This window comes from Paracoccus actinidiae (assembly GCF_030863885.1).
Lineage (GTDB): Bacteria > Pseudomonadota > Alphaproteobacteria > Rhodobacterales > Rhodobacteraceae > Paracoccus > Paracoccus everestensis.
Map to the genome: position 1 here is coordinate 3,017,396 of NZ_CP132956.1, position 15,579 is coordinate 3,032,974.

Annotated in this window: 5 protein-coding genes and 9 pseudogenes; 5 read left to right on the forward strand and 9 right to left on the reverse strand. The window is 59.9% G+C overall.

All coding sequences use genetic code 11. The annotated features are described in order from the left end of the window. Positions 1-551 precede the first annotated feature (551 nt). The 3 genes and pseudogenes from Q5701_RS15035 to Q5701_RS15045 form a co-directional block, all read left to right on the forward strand. Positions 552-797, forward strand: a pseudogene (locus Q5701_RS15035) (transposase); the annotation flags it as partial. 36 nt (positions 798-833) lie between these two features. After that, positions 834-1,346: pseudogene (locus Q5701_RS15040) on the forward strand (integrase core domain-containing protein); the annotation flags it as partial. 125 nt (positions 1,347-1,471) lie between these two features. Beyond that, on the forward strand, positions 1,472-2,446 hold the full coding sequence (locus Q5701_RS15045; protein WP_306751811.1) for a hypothetical protein: 975 nt from the start codon (positions 1,472-1,474) through the stop codon (positions 2,444-2,446). 13 nt (positions 2,447-2,459) lie between these two features. Here Q5701_RS15045 and Q5701_RS15050 read toward each other — a convergent pair. Continuing rightward, a pseudogene (locus Q5701_RS15050) lies at positions 2,460-2,658 on the reverse strand (IS5/IS1182 family transposase); the annotation flags it as partial. Between the two features lie 266 nt (positions 2,659-2,924). On the opposite strand from Q5701_RS15050, the pseudogene Q5701_RS15055 reads away from it, so the two are divergent. After that, a pseudogene (locus Q5701_RS15055) lies at positions 2,925-3,589 on the forward strand (IS110 family RNA-guided transposase); the annotation flags it as partial. Positions 3,590-3,637: 48 nt separating this feature from the next. On the opposite strand, the pseudogene Q5701_RS15060 reads toward Q5701_RS15055, so the two are convergent. The 3 genes and pseudogenes from Q5701_RS15060 to Q5701_RS15070 all read right to left on the reverse strand — a co-directional run bounded on the left by Q5701_RS15060 (position 3,638) and on the right by Q5701_RS15070 (position 7,097). Next, positions 3,638-4,889, reverse strand: a pseudogene (locus Q5701_RS15060) (IS256 family transposase). 656 nt (positions 4,890-5,545) lie between these two features. Continuing rightward, a complete protein-coding gene (locus tag Q5701_RS15065) occupies positions 5,546-6,271 on the reverse strand; it encodes a VPLPA-CTERM sorting domain-containing protein (RefSeq protein WP_306751813.1) in 726 nt (241 codons plus the stop codon). Between the two features lie 352 nt (positions 6,272-6,623). Beyond that, positions 6,624-7,097 (reverse strand): hypothetical protein, encoded by a 474-nt coding sequence (locus Q5701_RS15070; protein WP_306751814.1) that lies wholly within the window; start codon positions 7,095-7,097, stop codon positions 6,624-6,626. A gap of 448 nt (positions 7,098-7,545) precedes the next feature. Between Q5701_RS15070 and Q5701_RS15075 the strand changes: the two genes are divergently transcribed. Further along, positions 7,546-10,098, forward strand: coding sequence for an aminotransferase class III-fold pyridoxal phosphate-dependent enzyme (locus Q5701_RS15075; RefSeq protein WP_306751816.1), 2,553 nt, complete (start codon positions 7,546-7,548; stop codon positions 10,096-10,098). Between the two features lie 229 nt (positions 10,099-10,327). Here Q5701_RS15075 and Q5701_RS15080 read toward each other — a convergent pair. The 5 genes and pseudogenes from Q5701_RS15080 to Q5701_RS15100 all read right to left on the reverse strand — a co-directional run. Then, a pseudogene (locus Q5701_RS15080) lies at positions 10,328-11,188 on the reverse strand (IS5 family transposase); the annotation flags it as partial. Positions 11,189-11,457: 269 nt separating this feature from the next. After that, positions 11,458-11,589, reverse strand: a pseudogene (locus Q5701_RS15085) (IS5/IS1182 family transposase); the annotation flags it as partial. Positions 11,590-12,248: 659 nt separating this feature from the next. After that, positions 12,249-12,819, reverse strand: a pseudogene (locus tag Q5701_RS15090) (integrase core domain-containing protein); the annotation flags it as partial. Positions 12,820-12,887: 68 nt separating this feature from the next. After that, a pseudogene (locus Q5701_RS15095) lies at positions 12,888-14,080 on the reverse strand (IS256 family transposase). A 714-nt stretch (positions 14,081-14,794) separates the two neighbouring features. Continuing rightward, the gene (locus tag Q5701_RS15100) at positions 14,795-15,562 is read right to left on the reverse strand and encodes an SDR family oxidoreductase (RefSeq protein ID WP_306751817.1); all 768 of its coding nucleotides are present in this window, start codon (positions 15,560-15,562) and stop codon (positions 14,795-14,797) included. Positions 15,563-15,579: the final 17 nt, after the last annotated feature.

Consider the following 15,579-nt stretch of genomic DNA (forward strand, 5'->3'; position numbering starts at 1 on the left):
CCAGGTCAGTGTCAACCTGGCAAGCTGAAGCCGCAAAGATCACGGATTCAGAATTACTACCTCTGGCACCGCGAGAGACCGGGGCACCGCGGGCCAGAACCGGTAACGCCCAGGGAGGCCGCACCGGAAGCGCATAAGCGTTCCCCGTCATTCTCTGCGCCTTTATGGGGCTTGGTCCTGCGACGGCGGAAGGGCAGGGACCGCAGCCGCACTCCCGTTCACAAGCGAACGTGGACCCCGGCACCTGCTACGCAAGCACCACCAGCACCAAGTGCAGGACTATGAGCTAGGGGAAAAGAGGGGAGGCCGGGAACGACACTGCACCGGCTAGGACAGGCCGCAGCGCCTGAGAAGGAGTCAACAGCAGCTTTGTGCTACCCGCCTGCCACGGCGCCTTGCGCTTGTCAGCGACCCGCACAGCGGCTCAGAAGATGGCCGGACAGCAGAGCGACTACAGACACAGAGGCGGACGTTCGTAGGAGAGCCGGGCCAGCCAAAGCCCAGCACCGGCAACGAGGGCAGCAAGTGTAACGCTGCAAAATTAGATATAGGCCGGACCCAAGCTGAACGGGGCTCTGGAAAAGATCGGGCGCTGGACGTTGCAGATCGTCAAACGCTCCGACACGGCCCAGGGCTTCGAGGTCATCCCACGCCGATGGGTAGTCGAGCGCACGCTCGCATGGCTTGGACGGTGCCGCCGGATGGCCAAGGACTGGGAGAAAACCATCGCCAGCACCGAAGCCTGGCTTCTCACCGCCCACATCAGGCGCGTCACCCGACTGTTGGCAAGGACATGATATCACTCAGCGAGTTTTGAATCGGACTCTAAGGAACTGGCGGTTCCTGAAGCTCCGAACCTGGTCTGGTCGATGGAATTCGCTTTGCGGACCTTCGGTTCATGGCCGATCGCTTGACCGACGGACGGCAGTTCCGACTTCTGAACGTGCTGGACGACTTCAACCGCGAGGGCCTGGGCATCGAGGTGGACTTCTCGCTGCCAGCGGAGCGGGTCGTCCGATCCTGAACCAGATAATCGAATGGCGCGGCAAGCCCCTTCCATAAGGGTTGATAATGCCCCGGAATATGTCAGTTCCACGCTCATGACCTGGGCCGAGAAGCAGGGCATCGCCCTGACCTACATCCAGCCTGGCAAGCCGTAGCAGGATGCATATGTCGAGCGCTACAACCGGACTGTCCGCCATGAATGGCTGGACCTCTACATCTTTGAAACCATCGAGGAGGTGCAGCAGATCGCCACTGAATGGCTATGGACCTACAACCACGAACGCCCCAACATGGGCATCGGCGGAGTTACACCCGCCATGCAGCTAAAAACGGCCGCGTGAGTTCTACGGTCACACCCCGTTAAAACGGGGAGGATTACCCAACTGCCCTATGGGAATTGGACCTAGCACTTAGGCCAATTATAATGATCTAAACCAACAATTCTCCCGAACTAGGATAATATAAAATGTCGTCACAGAGCTTTAAAGGAAATCAAGCTTCGGCGGCGGCGCGCAGTGAGAATACTAATCATGAATATATTGGTACTATAATGTACCTTGCCTATGGCAAGAGCCAGTATGTTTATGAAGCTATTTTCTCGCTCCTGACAGCTGCATATTTTGAGCCATTTGACACCGGCCGTATTCGCTACGTCGTCTACACCGATCAACCTGAAGTTTTTGCGACCCTGGAAGGTGTGATCTTAGTTCGAATTAATAAGACCAAGCTGGAAGAGTGGCTTGATGGCAGTGATTACGTTCATCGCCGTAAGCTGATGGCGATCGTTGAGGCCCTTAAGACTTACAAGGGAAAGTTGGCGTTCATCGATACCGACACATACTTCAAGCGATCACCCATGCGCATTTTTGACCGCATCGGTGCCGGCCGCAGCTGTCTTCATCTTTTAGAGCACCTCTTGTGCCTCTCTCGTTCCTCAGACGCGAGGAAAATCCGGGATAGCTTCAAAAGATACCCATTCACGTGGAGTGACGGCAGTAAGGCGTCGTTGGGCGGAGACAGCGAAATGTGGAACTCTGGTGTCATTGGCTTTGACTACAGCGATATTGGCGTACTCCGCGAAGGTCTTCGTCTCTCGGACCATCTCTGGGAGTACAGCCAAGTTAACACCTGTGAGCAGTTTTCCATCGGAGTGGCCGCGCGGCAAATGACCTCTGTCTCGCTCACATGGGATGTTGTCTTTCACTACTGGCCTAAATTCCTGAAGCAGCCGTTTCGGGTCAAGTTAGAAAAAGACCTTCCCGAGATTCTCGCGCTACCGGCGCATCTGCGTCCCCAAGCAGCATTCAGGGCGCGGTTAAAGGCTACACCACTGCAGTGGCTCAAGCTGCTCAAGCAGCCGACTAAATACGCCGTTGCGCGGATCGGCCGGTCAGCATACGGGATCCTACAGCACCTGAGATTGATTGGCCGCAATTGTTGATTCTACTTAGAGGTGACCCAGGCGTGAAGTGAAACCCATGGACTAGCACGGTGCTGTCGATCATCTGAAGTGCATCCGGCACGATCGCGCGCTCGTTCAGCGCCTCCAAGATCTGCTCCCACAGCCCGAAACGCCGGAGCTGCCATAGACGAACGACCATTTGGCAACTTCTTCCGACAGGGCGAATCGGTCCGTGCGATCCAGAAAGATCCCATTACAGGCCGGAGCAGCACCTGAGGTTTGAGCGGGAGGGCTGGTCAGGTGCCGTACCAAGAGCATGACAACGATCTCAACAGAGACCGAGGGCATGGCCGTGGGCTGTGAGCCAGCGGTTGGGGGTCAAAAAAGTTAGCGTGTCGCGGGCATCGGTAATCCTCCCCGTTTTAGCGGGGTGCACGGCTCTGATGATGTAACCGCCCCCCGACGGCATCTCTGTGCCAAGGTGGGTCTGCGAGGATCCACAAAAAGGGGAGCGGTCATGTCGGAGATTATCACAGTCGGGCTCGATCTTGCGAAGAATGTGTTCCAGGTGCATGGAGCCGACGGCGCAGGACGAGCCGTTCTGCGCAAAAAGATACGGCGAGCGCAGGTGCTGGAGTTTTTCAGCCAGCTGCCCTCTTGCATCGTGGCGATGGAAGCCTGTGGCGGCGCGCATTTTTGGGGCCGCGAGATTGGCAAGCTGGGCCATGATGTGCGGCTGATCCCGCCTGCCTATGTGAAGCCCTTCGTGAAGCGTCAGAAGAATGATGCCGCCGACGCGGAAGCGATCTGTGAAGCCGCACTGCGTCCCACGATGCGCTTTGTTCCGGTGAAGAGCGAGGAGACGCAGGGCGCGGCGATGGTCTTCCGGGTCCGGGAGCTGCTGATCCGGCAGCGCACGCAGGCGATCAACGCATTACGCGGCCATCTGACCGAATTCGGTCAGATCGTGCGAGCCAAGGGGCATCCAACGCCACACGCCTGATCGCGATCGTGGAAGACCCGGAAAGTGACCTGCCTGCCGATGCCATCCCTACGCTGAAGGCTTTGATCGCGGCACTCACGCACCTGGAGGCAGAGATCGCCAAGCTCGATGCGGAGATCGCCCGTCGCGCCAAGGAAAATGACGTCGCCCGGCGGCTGATGACGGTGCCGGGCATGGGAGTGTCCTGAACTTTGTGTATCTGACCGGCTCCATGCGGTTTCAGATACTCAAGCGTCGAAGCGCTCGCCGAACATTATGGCGAACTGGTTGCGGGCCGCAAACCATTCCCGCACGTTTCGGCCGTCTTTCTCGAAGCTGCGGATTGCCAGGTAGATCAGCTTCGTTGCGGCATCGTCTGTCGGGAATGACCCACGGGTCTTGATCGACTTGCGGATGACCCGGGTCAAACTTTCTATGGCATTGGTGGTGTAGATGATCTTGCGGATCGCCGGATCGAAGCCGAAGAACGGGATCACCTCGGCCCATGCTCGTCGCCAGGCTGGGGCGATGGACGCGTATTTCCCGGCCCATCTCTCCTCAAAGGCATTGAGTTCGGCCTCGGCCATTGCGGCGGTTGGGGCCCTGTAAATCCGGCGCAGGTCGGCAGCCACAACCTTGCGGTCCTTCCAGGAGCAAAAGCTCAGGCTATGGCGGACCAGATGCACGATGCAGGTCTGGACCATGGCCTCGGGAAAGGCGGCAGTGATCGCCTCGGGAAAGCCCTTCAGCCCGTCCACGACCGCAATCAGGATGTCCTGCAGCCCTCGGTTCTTCAACTCGTTCATCACCGCCAGCCAGAACTTGGCACCCTCATTCTCGGCGATCCAAAGACCCAGGACCTCGCGCAGGCCGTCGCGGGTCACGCCGAGAGCAATGTAGACGGCCTTGTTCTTGACCGTGCGGCTGTCGGCATCGCGGATCTGCACCCGCAGCGCGTCGAAGATCACGATCGGATACATCCGGTCCAGTGCCCGGCTTTGCCATCCCCGAACCTCGTCCAGAACCGCGTCAGTGACGCGGCTGATCAGGTCGGGGGAGACCTTCAGGCCGTAAAGATCAAGCAGATGCGCCTGGATGTCGCGCACCGTCAGCCCGGCGGCATAGAGCCCGTCCGCCATGGGCCTCGGACCAGTGGCGGCTTCCATGGCGAACTCTTGTCATCCATGCCATCAATGCGGGTCTGGCCCTTCTTCACCAGCTCCGGCTCAAAGCTGCTGTCGCGGTCGCGGGGCACGGCTACCGGCAGTTCGCCGTCCTGGCCCTTCAGCACCTTTGTCGACGAGCCGTTGCGCCGGTTCGCCTGGCCCGGAGGTGCTTCCTTGCCTTCCTCATAACCCAGATGCGCGGTCAGCTCCGCGCCCAGCATCCGCTCCATGAGCCGGATCTTCAGCTCCTTCATCAGCCCGGCATCGCCGAGCAGATCCTCAGGGCGCTCAACATCCTTCAGCAGTTCATCAGAAGTTCCTTGGAGATCGTCATGCATGCTTCCTTTCGGTGAAGCATGGACCGGATCACTCATACACAGAAGATCGGACACTCTCCGTTTCTCGCCGGGCTGACCGCAGAGCAGCGCCGTAACGCTTGGGGAAAACCGAACAAAACGAGTCCAGCGCTCCAACTCAGCGTCGCATGAGCTTTGTTCGTGCCGAGCTTTACACCACGCCGACATATCTCACGACATCAGAAGTTCTGCGCTTGGTGGCTCGGCTCATCCTCAGCCGCGCTCCACCAACCGAAGTCATTCTGCCATGGTCATTCTGGCGCCGACGACATCAGGCCAATCCAGCAAACGCGCATCGGAGAAGACGCGCATGAAATGAAACTGTAGTATTAACGCAAGCGATCCGATCAAATCCTCAAGGAGTTCTTGTAGGGAAGGGGTCGTCCACATAATACCACCGGGGGCGGTCCCAACCTCAACGCCTTGCTAATCCATGCCAATTCTGGCGGCTTTGATGGCACCCTCACATTGGAGGCTCGGCTGCCCTCTCACTGCCTGAACACCAATGAGGCGGCAGAATCCGCCAAATCTTGACCGGCCTGAGCGTGCTGCGCTGGTGGATTAAAGCAGCAGCTAAAGGAAAACGTCGGCCCTGCTGGGCCGACGTTATGGTACTTCTTACATGCCGGTAAGATCAGGCCTTCTTGCGCCGACGCAGAAGGCTCAAGCCACCAAAGCCACCCAGCAGCAAAAGGGCTGAAGCGGGAAGCGGGACCGGAGCGATGTCGCCAGCCCGGACTTCGATTAGGTCGAGGGCGCCATCAACCGAAATGTTGAAGTCGGTGGTGCTGATAAAGAACTGCAAAGCCCCAATCTGGCTAAAGTCAACGCCCGAAAACTCGCTGAAAGCAAGTTCTTGGTTGAAGCCAGGTGCGATAACCTCCTCATAGGTGTCTGTTCCCCCGGCCACGTCCCAAACGGTAACCCGGAAAAGCGCAGTGTTGTCGAACGGTTCATCAGCCGGCAAGCCAAAATAGAAGAACGGATCGGTACCGATCAGCAAGTTGACCCCTCCGAGGCCCGTTGTATCAACGGCCCCGCCCGTGGCACTCCCGTCATAGGTCAGAGTACCCTCACCCCGGGCGCCGGAAACGTTAGAGAACTTGAGCTTGCCATTCGTCACACGCAACTCGGTTGCAGCGGTATTGTCCCCATCTGCTCCCGTATTGCGAACAGAGAGATCTCGGTAGTCACCGAGAACACTGTCATCAAAAACCTGGGAAGCATTGACGGTGACAGGGGCATCCTGAACCCACTGCGGGCTGCTGAACGAGTCGATCGTCAGCACTGCGGCCGAAGCCTGCGATGCTCCAAAAAGAAGCGCCGTCGAAGCTGCAGCTCCAAGAAACTTCATCAACATTCCAAACCCCCTAAGACCCTAAGTCCACAAACTTGTATGATCAAGTAAGCGTTAATTTTTTTGAAAGTTCCAGCCCTTTTTGTAGGATTTTCAAAAGATTTAGAAACCGACATACTGTGGAAGAGAGCCTCTCGCTGCGCGCCCGGAACAACTCCTTGTTAAAAAAGTAGAAATGGGATCTGAGCGCGCCAGCACATAAAGGAGAGTTAAATAGTGTAAAAACAACCCCAGGGAGAATACGAGTAGGATATTGTTAACTTAAGAAATTTTAACCAACTTTATGTAAAGTCAGGGGCTTCTGATTCGTCCTTCTTCGTCCTTTCCTCTCTTTGATTTGAGCAGGCTCTCCTCCTCAGGCTATTGCCAAGGGCATCCCCTCTGTCTCCGCAAAGACCATAAGATCCTCCTCCATCTGCGCCAAGGCTTTCACCCAGATCGGCTCAGCCAGCGCCAGATGGAAGATAGTGCGGTGACGTTCCTTTCCGGCAGTAGTCAGGGTTAGTCCTTGCCTGTCATGAGCAAGGTAACCCGCAACCTGAAGCCGCCGAACGAGCGCCTTAGGGGACGAGCAGGTTTTGTCATCCTGGTCGCTCAGCGTTGGGAAATACTTCAAGGCTAAAGAAAGAAGAGCGGACACAGTTTCATAATCAAGGGGCCATGCTAGAATTCCCTTAAACTTGTCTACAATATCAAGGATGTATCCTGACACAGGCTGGTCCATAATTTTCAAAGGATGAACAAACGCGGACCGAGGGTCAGGATGTAAACAAGTCATCGAATTTCCAGCAGGTTGTTCTATTGGGACAAAGGTAAACCATTGGATCAACCCCTGGTAGCATCAAATGTTCCATTCTCGAGCTGGTACGCGCGTGCCAGCAGGAGCTATGATTCTCACGAAGCTATCTTATACGCCCTGCATCTCCGCCCCGCAGTGCGAAAATTCGCTTGTGGGTAGAAGAATTCCAGCAACATCTTGCCACCCAAAAGCTCATTGCAATGCAATGAGTTCCCTTTGAACAAAAGCTACGTCAGATGTGCGCCGGTGGTAATTTCAATTTGACAATGATGATTGCCACCGGATCGGCCCAAGCTCTCTTGCAACGATACACTTTTTTGGGAGCCTCTCTGCCTTGAGTTGTTAACTATTCCTCAAGGTTGTGTCGCTACAGTCCTTAGGGTGCCGTTTACAAAATGTGTTTGGGTTGTTGCCGCAGACCTCAAGTACGAAGCCTAACGGAGCTCTTATGTCCTTGCTGAACCCTGCTCGTAACCAATTGCTTGAGACATTTGCACTTGATGTCACCCTAATCCGCGGAAGCGGAGCCTGCCTTTTTGACGAGCATGGCGAAGAATATCTGGATTTCCTGTCACAGTACGGGGCTCTGCCCTTCGGGCACAATCCTGAACGAGGCTGGGCGGCGCTGCGGGACGCGCACCAGGCCCAACTTCCCTCGATGGTCCAGCCGCTGCGCTCTCCCGAGGCCGAGCGACTTGCCTGCAAGCTGGCCGAGGTCACGCCCGGCGACCTGGCCATCACGACCCTGACCAACAGTGGCGCCGAGACTGTCGAGGCCGCCATCAAGCTGGCCCGCATCCGCACCGGGCGTTCTGTCATCCTGTCCACCCGCAACGGCTTTCACGGCAAGACCCTGGGCGCGCTGTCGGCCACCGGCAAGCCACTTTATCAGCAGGGCTTCAATGCCCCGGCGCCTGATTTCGATTATCTTCCCTTTGGCGATCTTGCCGCGCTCGAAGCGCGGCTTGTGGCCCAGGGAGGCGAGATCGCGGCCTTTATTTTTGAACCCATTCAGGGCGAGGGCGGTGTCATCTGCCCACCTGAAGGGTATGTTGAGGCGGCCATTGCGCTGTGCCGCAAGTATGGTGTCCTGACGATCCTGGACGAGATCCAGACTGGGCTGGGACGCACCGGACAACTGTTCGCCTGCTCAGGCTTCCGCGAGGTACCGGACATGCTGCTTTTGTCCAAGGCCTTGGGCGGCGGGCTGATGCCGATTGGCGCCTGCATTGTGCGCCCTTCCGCCTGGGATGACCGCTTTGGCCGCCTGCACAGCTCGACCTTCGCCAACAATGGCCTTGCTGCCACCGTGGCCTGCGCGACGCTTGACCAACTCCTCGAAGACAATGGAGCACTGATCCGACAGGTGGCTGAGAATGGCGCCTATATCCGCGCCCGTCTTGAGGCGCTGCAGCGCGATTATCCGGATGTCATCCGCGAGGTGCGGGGCCGGGGCTATATGCTGGGGCTCGAGTTCCAGCCACTGGAGGAACGTGGGGATTCCGCCATCATGGCCCATGCCGGTCTGAATGGCGGAGTGACGGCGCTGATCGCCTCCTATCTGGTCAACGTCCAGAAGGTGCTGACCGCCCCCTTGTTCAACGACAGCCGGGTGCTGCGCCTGCAGCCGCCGCTAATCCTGGACCGGACAGGCCTGGACCGCGCGGTCGAGGCCCTGGCGGTGGTCTGCGACATTCTCCACCGCAGCGACTACCATGCTTTGGTGCGCCATCTCGTGGCCCGGCGCCACAAGACCGAAGCCGCCGCACCCGCGTCTGAGGCCCTGTCCTGTGAGACCCCTGCGGCCGAGCCCGCACCCTTGCCCGCGACAGAGCCGGTCAAGGGCCGGTTCGGCTTCGTGATCCACTATACCGAGGATGAGGACATCTTCCGGTCCGATCCTTCGCTGCGCCAGTTCAGCGACAGCGAACTGGATGACTGGAAGGCCTGGGTCAAGCGCCTCGGGCCGGGCTTTGTCCGGCAAATCCCGGATGTCGTCTCCAAGACCGGCGAGGTTGCGTCTGGCTGGCTTTTGTCCGTGCCAATGCTGCCTGCAGACATGCGCGGCAAAGGCCGCAACGAGGCAAGACAGATGATTGCCGGGGCAGTGGATCTCGCCGGTGCAGAGGGTGCCTGCCGGGTCGGACTGGGCGCCTTCACCTCGATCGTGACCCGCGGCGGCGAGACAGTGACTGGGCGCGGCGTGCCTATCACCAGCGGCAACACGCTGACAACCGTCTCGGCGGTGAAGGCGATCACCCAGCTGTGCCGGCGCACCGGACTTTCCCTCCAAGACGCTCATGTGGTCGTTGTGGGCGCCTCGGGGGCCATTGGTCAGCTGGGGGCGATGCTGCTGGCGCGCCGTGCCGGAAGCATGACACTTGTGGGCAATGCCAAGAACCCCTTCGCGCCGCGCCTTTTGTCGAAGGTGGCCGACGAGATCCGCCTTTCCCTGGCTGAAGCCCCCCAGGACGCCGCTTGGACGCCCGGACGCCTGGCACAGTCCATGCGCAATGGCATGGAGGGCCAAGGCTTGTCCTGGACAACTGATCTTGGCCCGGCCCTGGCAGAGGCTGACATTGTCCTGGTTGCCACCAGTTCGGATACGGTCCTTGTTGATCCCACTCAGCTCCGGCCCGGCACCCTGGTCTGCGACGTCGCCCGTCCCCCGAATGTCGCCAGTGCCGATCTCTCGGGCAGCGGCGTCCTGGTCTTCGATGGCGGCCTCGTCAGCCCACCCTCGGCAGTCGATCTGGGGCCCTTCCAGACCCTGCCGGACAATATCGCCTGGGGCTGTCTCAGCGAAACGATGCTGCTGGCGCTGTCCGGCGAAACAGGGGACTTCAGCATCGGCTCCTCGCTGTCGCTGACCGGGGCCGACCGGCTGGCCACCCTGGCCGAAACGCACGGCTTCGAGCCGGCAGCCCCGCAATGGTACGGAACCCTCGTGACCGAGGACGAGCTGGACGGCTTTGCATCCTCTGTTCGGGCGCATCTGGATGGGGGCCGGGTGGTAAACCTTGTAGCTTGAGGTCACTCCGCAGAAGGTTGCAGAGCTGCCGAAGATAGATCCGCTGATAGGCCCACCGAACCTCATGCTCGCGGTGGGCTTATCCCTTTTTTGGAGCAGGTGCGCCAAGTTACACTTCGGCCTTCGGCATCTATGGCAGCATCCGATCACAGATTGGGTAAAATGGGGTAATCGGGGCTCTGTTGCACAAATCGTCTGATGGCCGGGGTTTCCCTTTCCCCGGACAGACTCATCCCACGGCTTCCGTGATGGGTATGCCGAGCGCGGTGAAGCCGTTCAGCACGGCGACACGGACCTGGAACTCTGCGGCCTGACGGTCGAAGTCCCGGGCGGTCAGCCGCTGGCCAAGTAGTTTGACGCAGTGCATCTTGGTCTCTGCGCGGCTCCGGCGGTGATAGCCGCTCCATCGTCGCCAGATGGTCCGCCCGAAGCGCTGTGATGCGCGGAGGGCTTCGTTTCGTGCGATCGCTCCAGGGGTGTCAGGCTTCCAAGGCTTGGCGTTCTTGCGAGGCGGGATGATTGCCGCAGCGCCTCGGGCGGCGATGGCCTCGTGGCACTTGCGGGTGTCGAAGGCGCCATCGGCGGTGACAGTTGCGATCTCCTGATCGGGCGGGATCTGGTCCAGCAGTTCGGGCAGCATCGGCGCGTCGCCGACATCGCTGGTGGTGAACTCTGCCGCGCGGATCTCCAGCGTCTGCTCGTCAATTCCGGGGATCTGGTCCAGCAGTTCGGGCAGCATCGGCGCGTCGCCGACATCGCTGGTGGTGAACTCTGCCGCGCGGATCTCCAGCGTCTGCTCGTCAATTCCGATGTGGATCTTGCGCCAGACGCGCCGTTTCGCGCCGCCGTGCTTACGAGCGTTCCACTCGCCTTCGCCCTCGACCTTGATGCCGGTGCTGTCGACCAGCAGATGCAGCGGGCCTTCCGATCCGCGATAGGGGATGTTGACCTCCAGGGTCTTCTGGCGTCGGCTCAGCGTGCTGAAGTCGGGCACCGACCAGTCCAGACCGATCAGCCGCAGCAGGCTCTCGACAAAGCCGGTCGTCTGGCGGAGCGCCATGCCAAACAACACCTTCATCGTCAGGCAGGTCCCGCGTCCGAAGCTCCATTGGATGTGGCTTGCCCATCAACTCCCCCATACCTGCCTCAGCAGAAGGGAAGCACATCATAGGCAAGCTGGGAATCCTGAATCTCGATGCCCGCGACACGCTCTAATCGTCGATAAAGGGGGATCATCACTCTAACAGTCTCCTGCCCCAGTCGCCGAGCGAGAGTTGTTTCCCGTCTTAGCGACCGATGAGGAACGTGACCGGGCCCTTCGGCACGGAGGGCATGGTTGGCTGACACCCGATCCGGTGGTCATGCCCCCAGAAGTCGGGGCAGCCGGGCCAGGTTACTGGCAGCCATTGTCAGGATGAAGCGGGAACGGACCCGATCAACGCCGCGCCCGATGGTCTGGGCCATGCCACCGACGATCTTAGCCCGGCCGAAAAGCCCACGGTATCACAGGCCTTGTCGGCATGCTATGCTCTGTCAATGCCTGCAGCCATAGCTAACTTCGCCGGCAGTTAGTTACACGCGGGCTGTCGGGATTGTTTCGCCATTCGCGCTTGTAGCTCAATGAGAGCGATTGCAAGGCCAGGTCATAAACCGTGCCAAGTTGATGCTCAGGCAAGACGACAATCGCCGGAGGAAATACGGTCGTTCCTTACCGCGATCACCGGACGCATTCTTCAGCTTTCTGACCACAAGCCCGGTGTAGCCCTTGGTGCGGAGACCAGAACGTTAGCAGGTACCACTGCAGCCAGCACGATCATGAGCATCGTAGGTACGCTTGGTAGCGCTTCCACAGGAACGGCACTTGCAAGTCTGGGCGGCGCGTCCAAGACCTCTGCGACGCTATATTGGATTGGCGGCGTTGCTGAGGCGGAACTGCGGCCCGCGCCGTTATCGTTGGTGCCGAAGCCATAGGCGCAGCGATTTATGGTTCGCGGAAAGTCAGACATGCGCTGCTTGGGCAGACCCGTCGCGATACTCGTTCGGAGAGCTGACCTGCCCCCCGGTCGTCCCTCGTTCATCACGAGAGTCCTTGGTGTTGTGCTCTGCCCCCTGGAAACTGGACCGCCGGATGCTGGAGTTTTCCGGCTTGGTCAGGACGAAGCGCTGGCTGCGTCGCCGGGATAATGCAGCGTGAACGGGACCTTGTACCCGATCGCACTATGGGGCCGGTCTTCGTTGTAGTGCCTACGCCAATCCTCCAGCTTTTCTCGAGCATCTGCAAGGCTCATGAACCAGTGCGCGTTCAGGCATTCTGAGCGGAGCTTGCTGTTGAACGCCTCAATGAAGCCGTTATCCGTCGGTTTGCCGGGTCGTGAGAAGTCGAGGGTGACGTCATTGGCATAGGCCCACAGATCGAGATCGCGGGAGATGAACTCGCTGCCGTTGTCCACCCTGATCGTCTTTGGGTAGCCGAACTGCGCACAAACCTGTTCCAGTGTCCGAACCACATCTTCGCCGCGATAGGTGAAGCGGGGATCGGCGGCCGGGTAAACGCGGGAGTGCGTATCGACAATGGTCAGGATGCGAAGCTTCGTACCCAGGGCGAGTTGGTCATGCACATTCGCCGGGAAAGCAGTCCCCCGGACTGTTTTTTGGCCCGGCTCATTCCATGGTCCAGATATCGTTGGGGCCAACTGCCTCCTGACGGTCATCACGCAGCTTCAGGTCGTGTCGCGGATGCTGTGGAAATTCCTTGGCGGCTTGCTCCGGCCCTGTGAAGGCTCGGTTTTTCAGGCGGCGAGGTCAAGGAGCATCGGCTCGATGGGCTGAGCGAGGGCCTCCCGGCCGTTCACCTTGCGCATCTGGATCTGGCCGGAGACCAGAAGCGCCCGGAGCAGCATCGGCACGGTCTGGGCGGAGGGCAGCACGGTCTGGGTCTTGATGTGGCGGCGGAACTCCTCGTTCAGGCGCTCGATGGCGTTGGTAGTCCGGGCGGTCTTCCATTGCGAGGGATCGAGGCGGGTAAAGCTGAAGAGCCGGGCCCTGACTTTTTCAAGGCTGTTGGCCACCGCCCGGCACTTGAGCCGCCACTTGCATATGAAAGCCTTGCGGCGCGTCTCGATCTCGGCCGCGGTGTCGGCGTAGATCATGGCCTGATAGTCCTCGGCCAGTTCATCGTGCATGTGCTTGGGGGCATGGCCGAGCAGGTTGCGATGGCTGCCGAACCGTGCAGCGCTGGATCGGCAGGTCGTCGCCCCAGGGCGCCACGAGCGCGGCTTCTAAGCCCCGGGGCGCCGTCAACGATCACGAACTCGGGTCGCCTCAGGCCGCGGGCATCCAGACCGGTGAGGAACTGGCGCCAGGCTGCCGTGCGTTCGCCGCCCATGTTCCGGATGGACAACAGCACCTTCTGGCCGTCGCGCCGCACGCCGATCGCTGCCAGCACCGAGATGTTGGTGGCCTTGCGGTCCAGCCGGGTCTTGATCACGGTGCCATCGAGGATCAGGCGGTGTCCCAGTCGACCTCCACCTTGCGGCCCAAGCCCGGCTGACCACGTCCTTGCCTACCGCGCCCTCGAACAGCCCGAACAGCGCCCGCTTGACGCGCCGCGTGTTGGTGCCGGCCAGGTAGACCGCCGTTATCAGGGCCTCGGCCTTCTTCGTCAGCCGCCTGTAGCGGGGCAGGGTCTTCGAGCGCCATTCGCTGACCTGGCCGGTCTCGTTCTCGATCCGGGCACGCGGCACGCGGACCGTCTCAGTGCCAAACGTGCCGGTGAGTTGCCGCTCGCGGTGCCCGTGGCGGTAGCCCCTGGCCCGCTCGTTGCCGCGCCCGTAACGAAGCCGACCAAGAAAGCCGACCCGCTCCTCTTCGAACATGGCCTCAATGGTCGCCCGGACGTTCGCCCGCAGGCGATCCTCGATTGGATCATACCCGCCTGCGTCGGCAGTGGCGGAAAGGACGAGCTGTCGGTATTCTGCTTCATGGCGTGATCTTCCCGCCGATTGGCGCCGCCGGGTGGGTGGGTGCCAGTCCACCCGAAGAGTACGCCGCCAGCCAATTTCCACCGCTTCAAAGATACGACTATATCCCCGATAGCGGACATCTTTGGCAAACTACACGCATGCTGCAGCGGGGCATTTCGATTTGGCACCACTGGGTCCGCTGTCATGTCCAGTTCTCCACCACCGAGAATAGCGATGAAGTCCCGCATCACGGATCCGATTGTTGCTTCGGCATCCGACCGCGCCATGGACGACGAGTTGATCTCATGAAAGCAGAGCGTTTCAGGCTGGCCGTTTAAAGGAATCGCCAAGGATTAAGATCCGCACTTTCCGGTGCCAAGGCCAAAAACAATCCCTTTGCCCGTCTTTGCAGGCTCCGATGCTCGCGTTTGCATAGGTTGATCAGTTGTATCATGACAGTTTTAGTCCCCTCGCGCGCTCAAGATTCCTGCTAGACAGGAGGTCTGCCAGTGACGCGATTATCTTCTAGAGCCGCCTGTATTGGGCCTCTCGGGGTCTGTTGTTATCACTTCTGCACGCGTCAATGAGTTATGCGTTCCTGCGGAAGCGGAAAGCTCTGGCCCGATCCTACTGCAGATGTTTCGGACATCGTCGAGCAGGGGACTGCAGGTAAGTGACGCTGGCTCCGGTCAGACGGCGACGTCAAGGGACATCGGAGATGGACCGGGAGCCCGTCACAGCACCGAGGTCATGCCGCCATCGGCATAGATGATCTGGCCGGACACATAGCTTGAAGCATCTGACGCCAGATAGATCACCGTGCCGGCCAGTTCCCTGGGCAGACCCCAGCGGCGCATCGGCGTGCGTCCCTTGACCCAGGCATCGAAGTCGGGGTTGTCCAGCAAGGCCTTGTTCATCTCCGTGACCATATAGCCCGGTCCGATGGCATTGGCCTGGATGCCCTTTTCGCCCCATTCGGCGGCCATAGCCTTGGTCAGCATCACGATGCCGCCCTTTGCCGCCGTATAGGGGGCGATGGTGGCGCGGGCCATCTGCGAGTTGACCGAGCCGATATTGATGATCTTGCCCCGACCGCGCACGGCCATGCGTCGGGCGGCCTCTCGGCCGATGACAAAGGCCGAGGTCAGGTTGATGTCGATCACCCGCCGCCAGTCGGCGCTGTCCAGTTCCAGCATGGGGCGGCGGAACTGGATGCCCGCGTTGTTGACCAGAATGTCCATGTCAACGCCTTCGGTATCCAGCCGCTGGAAGGCCGCGACGACGGCGTCTTCGTCGGCCACGTCAAAGGCAAGCGTCAGCACGTCATGCCCTTGGGAACGCATTTCAGTGGCGGCTGCTTCCAGCCGGTCACCGTCCTGGCCGTTCAGGATGACGCGCGCGCCTGCCCCGGCCAATCCTTCCGCGAAGGCCCGGCCCAGCCCACGCGACGAGCCGGTGACAAGCGCCGTCCTGCCCGTCAGATCAAACAGGGAAATGGACATCTTCGGGTCTCCTTGGA

What these genes read in the sequence shown, in the direction of transcription:
- Q5701_RS15045 (WP_306751811.1), top strand. Translation starts at nt 1,472, where the DNA reads ATGTCGTCACAGAGCTTTAAAGGAAATCAAGCTTCGGCGGCGGCGCGC.
- Q5701_RS15065 (WP_306751813.1), bottom strand. Translation starts at nt 6,271, where the DNA reads ATGTTGATGAAGTTTCTTGGAGCTGCAGCTTCGACGGCGCTTCTTTTT.
- Q5701_RS15100 (WP_306751817.1), bottom strand. Translation starts at nt 15,562, where the DNA reads ATGTCCATTTCCCTGTTTGATCTGACGGGCAGGACGGCGCTTGTCACC.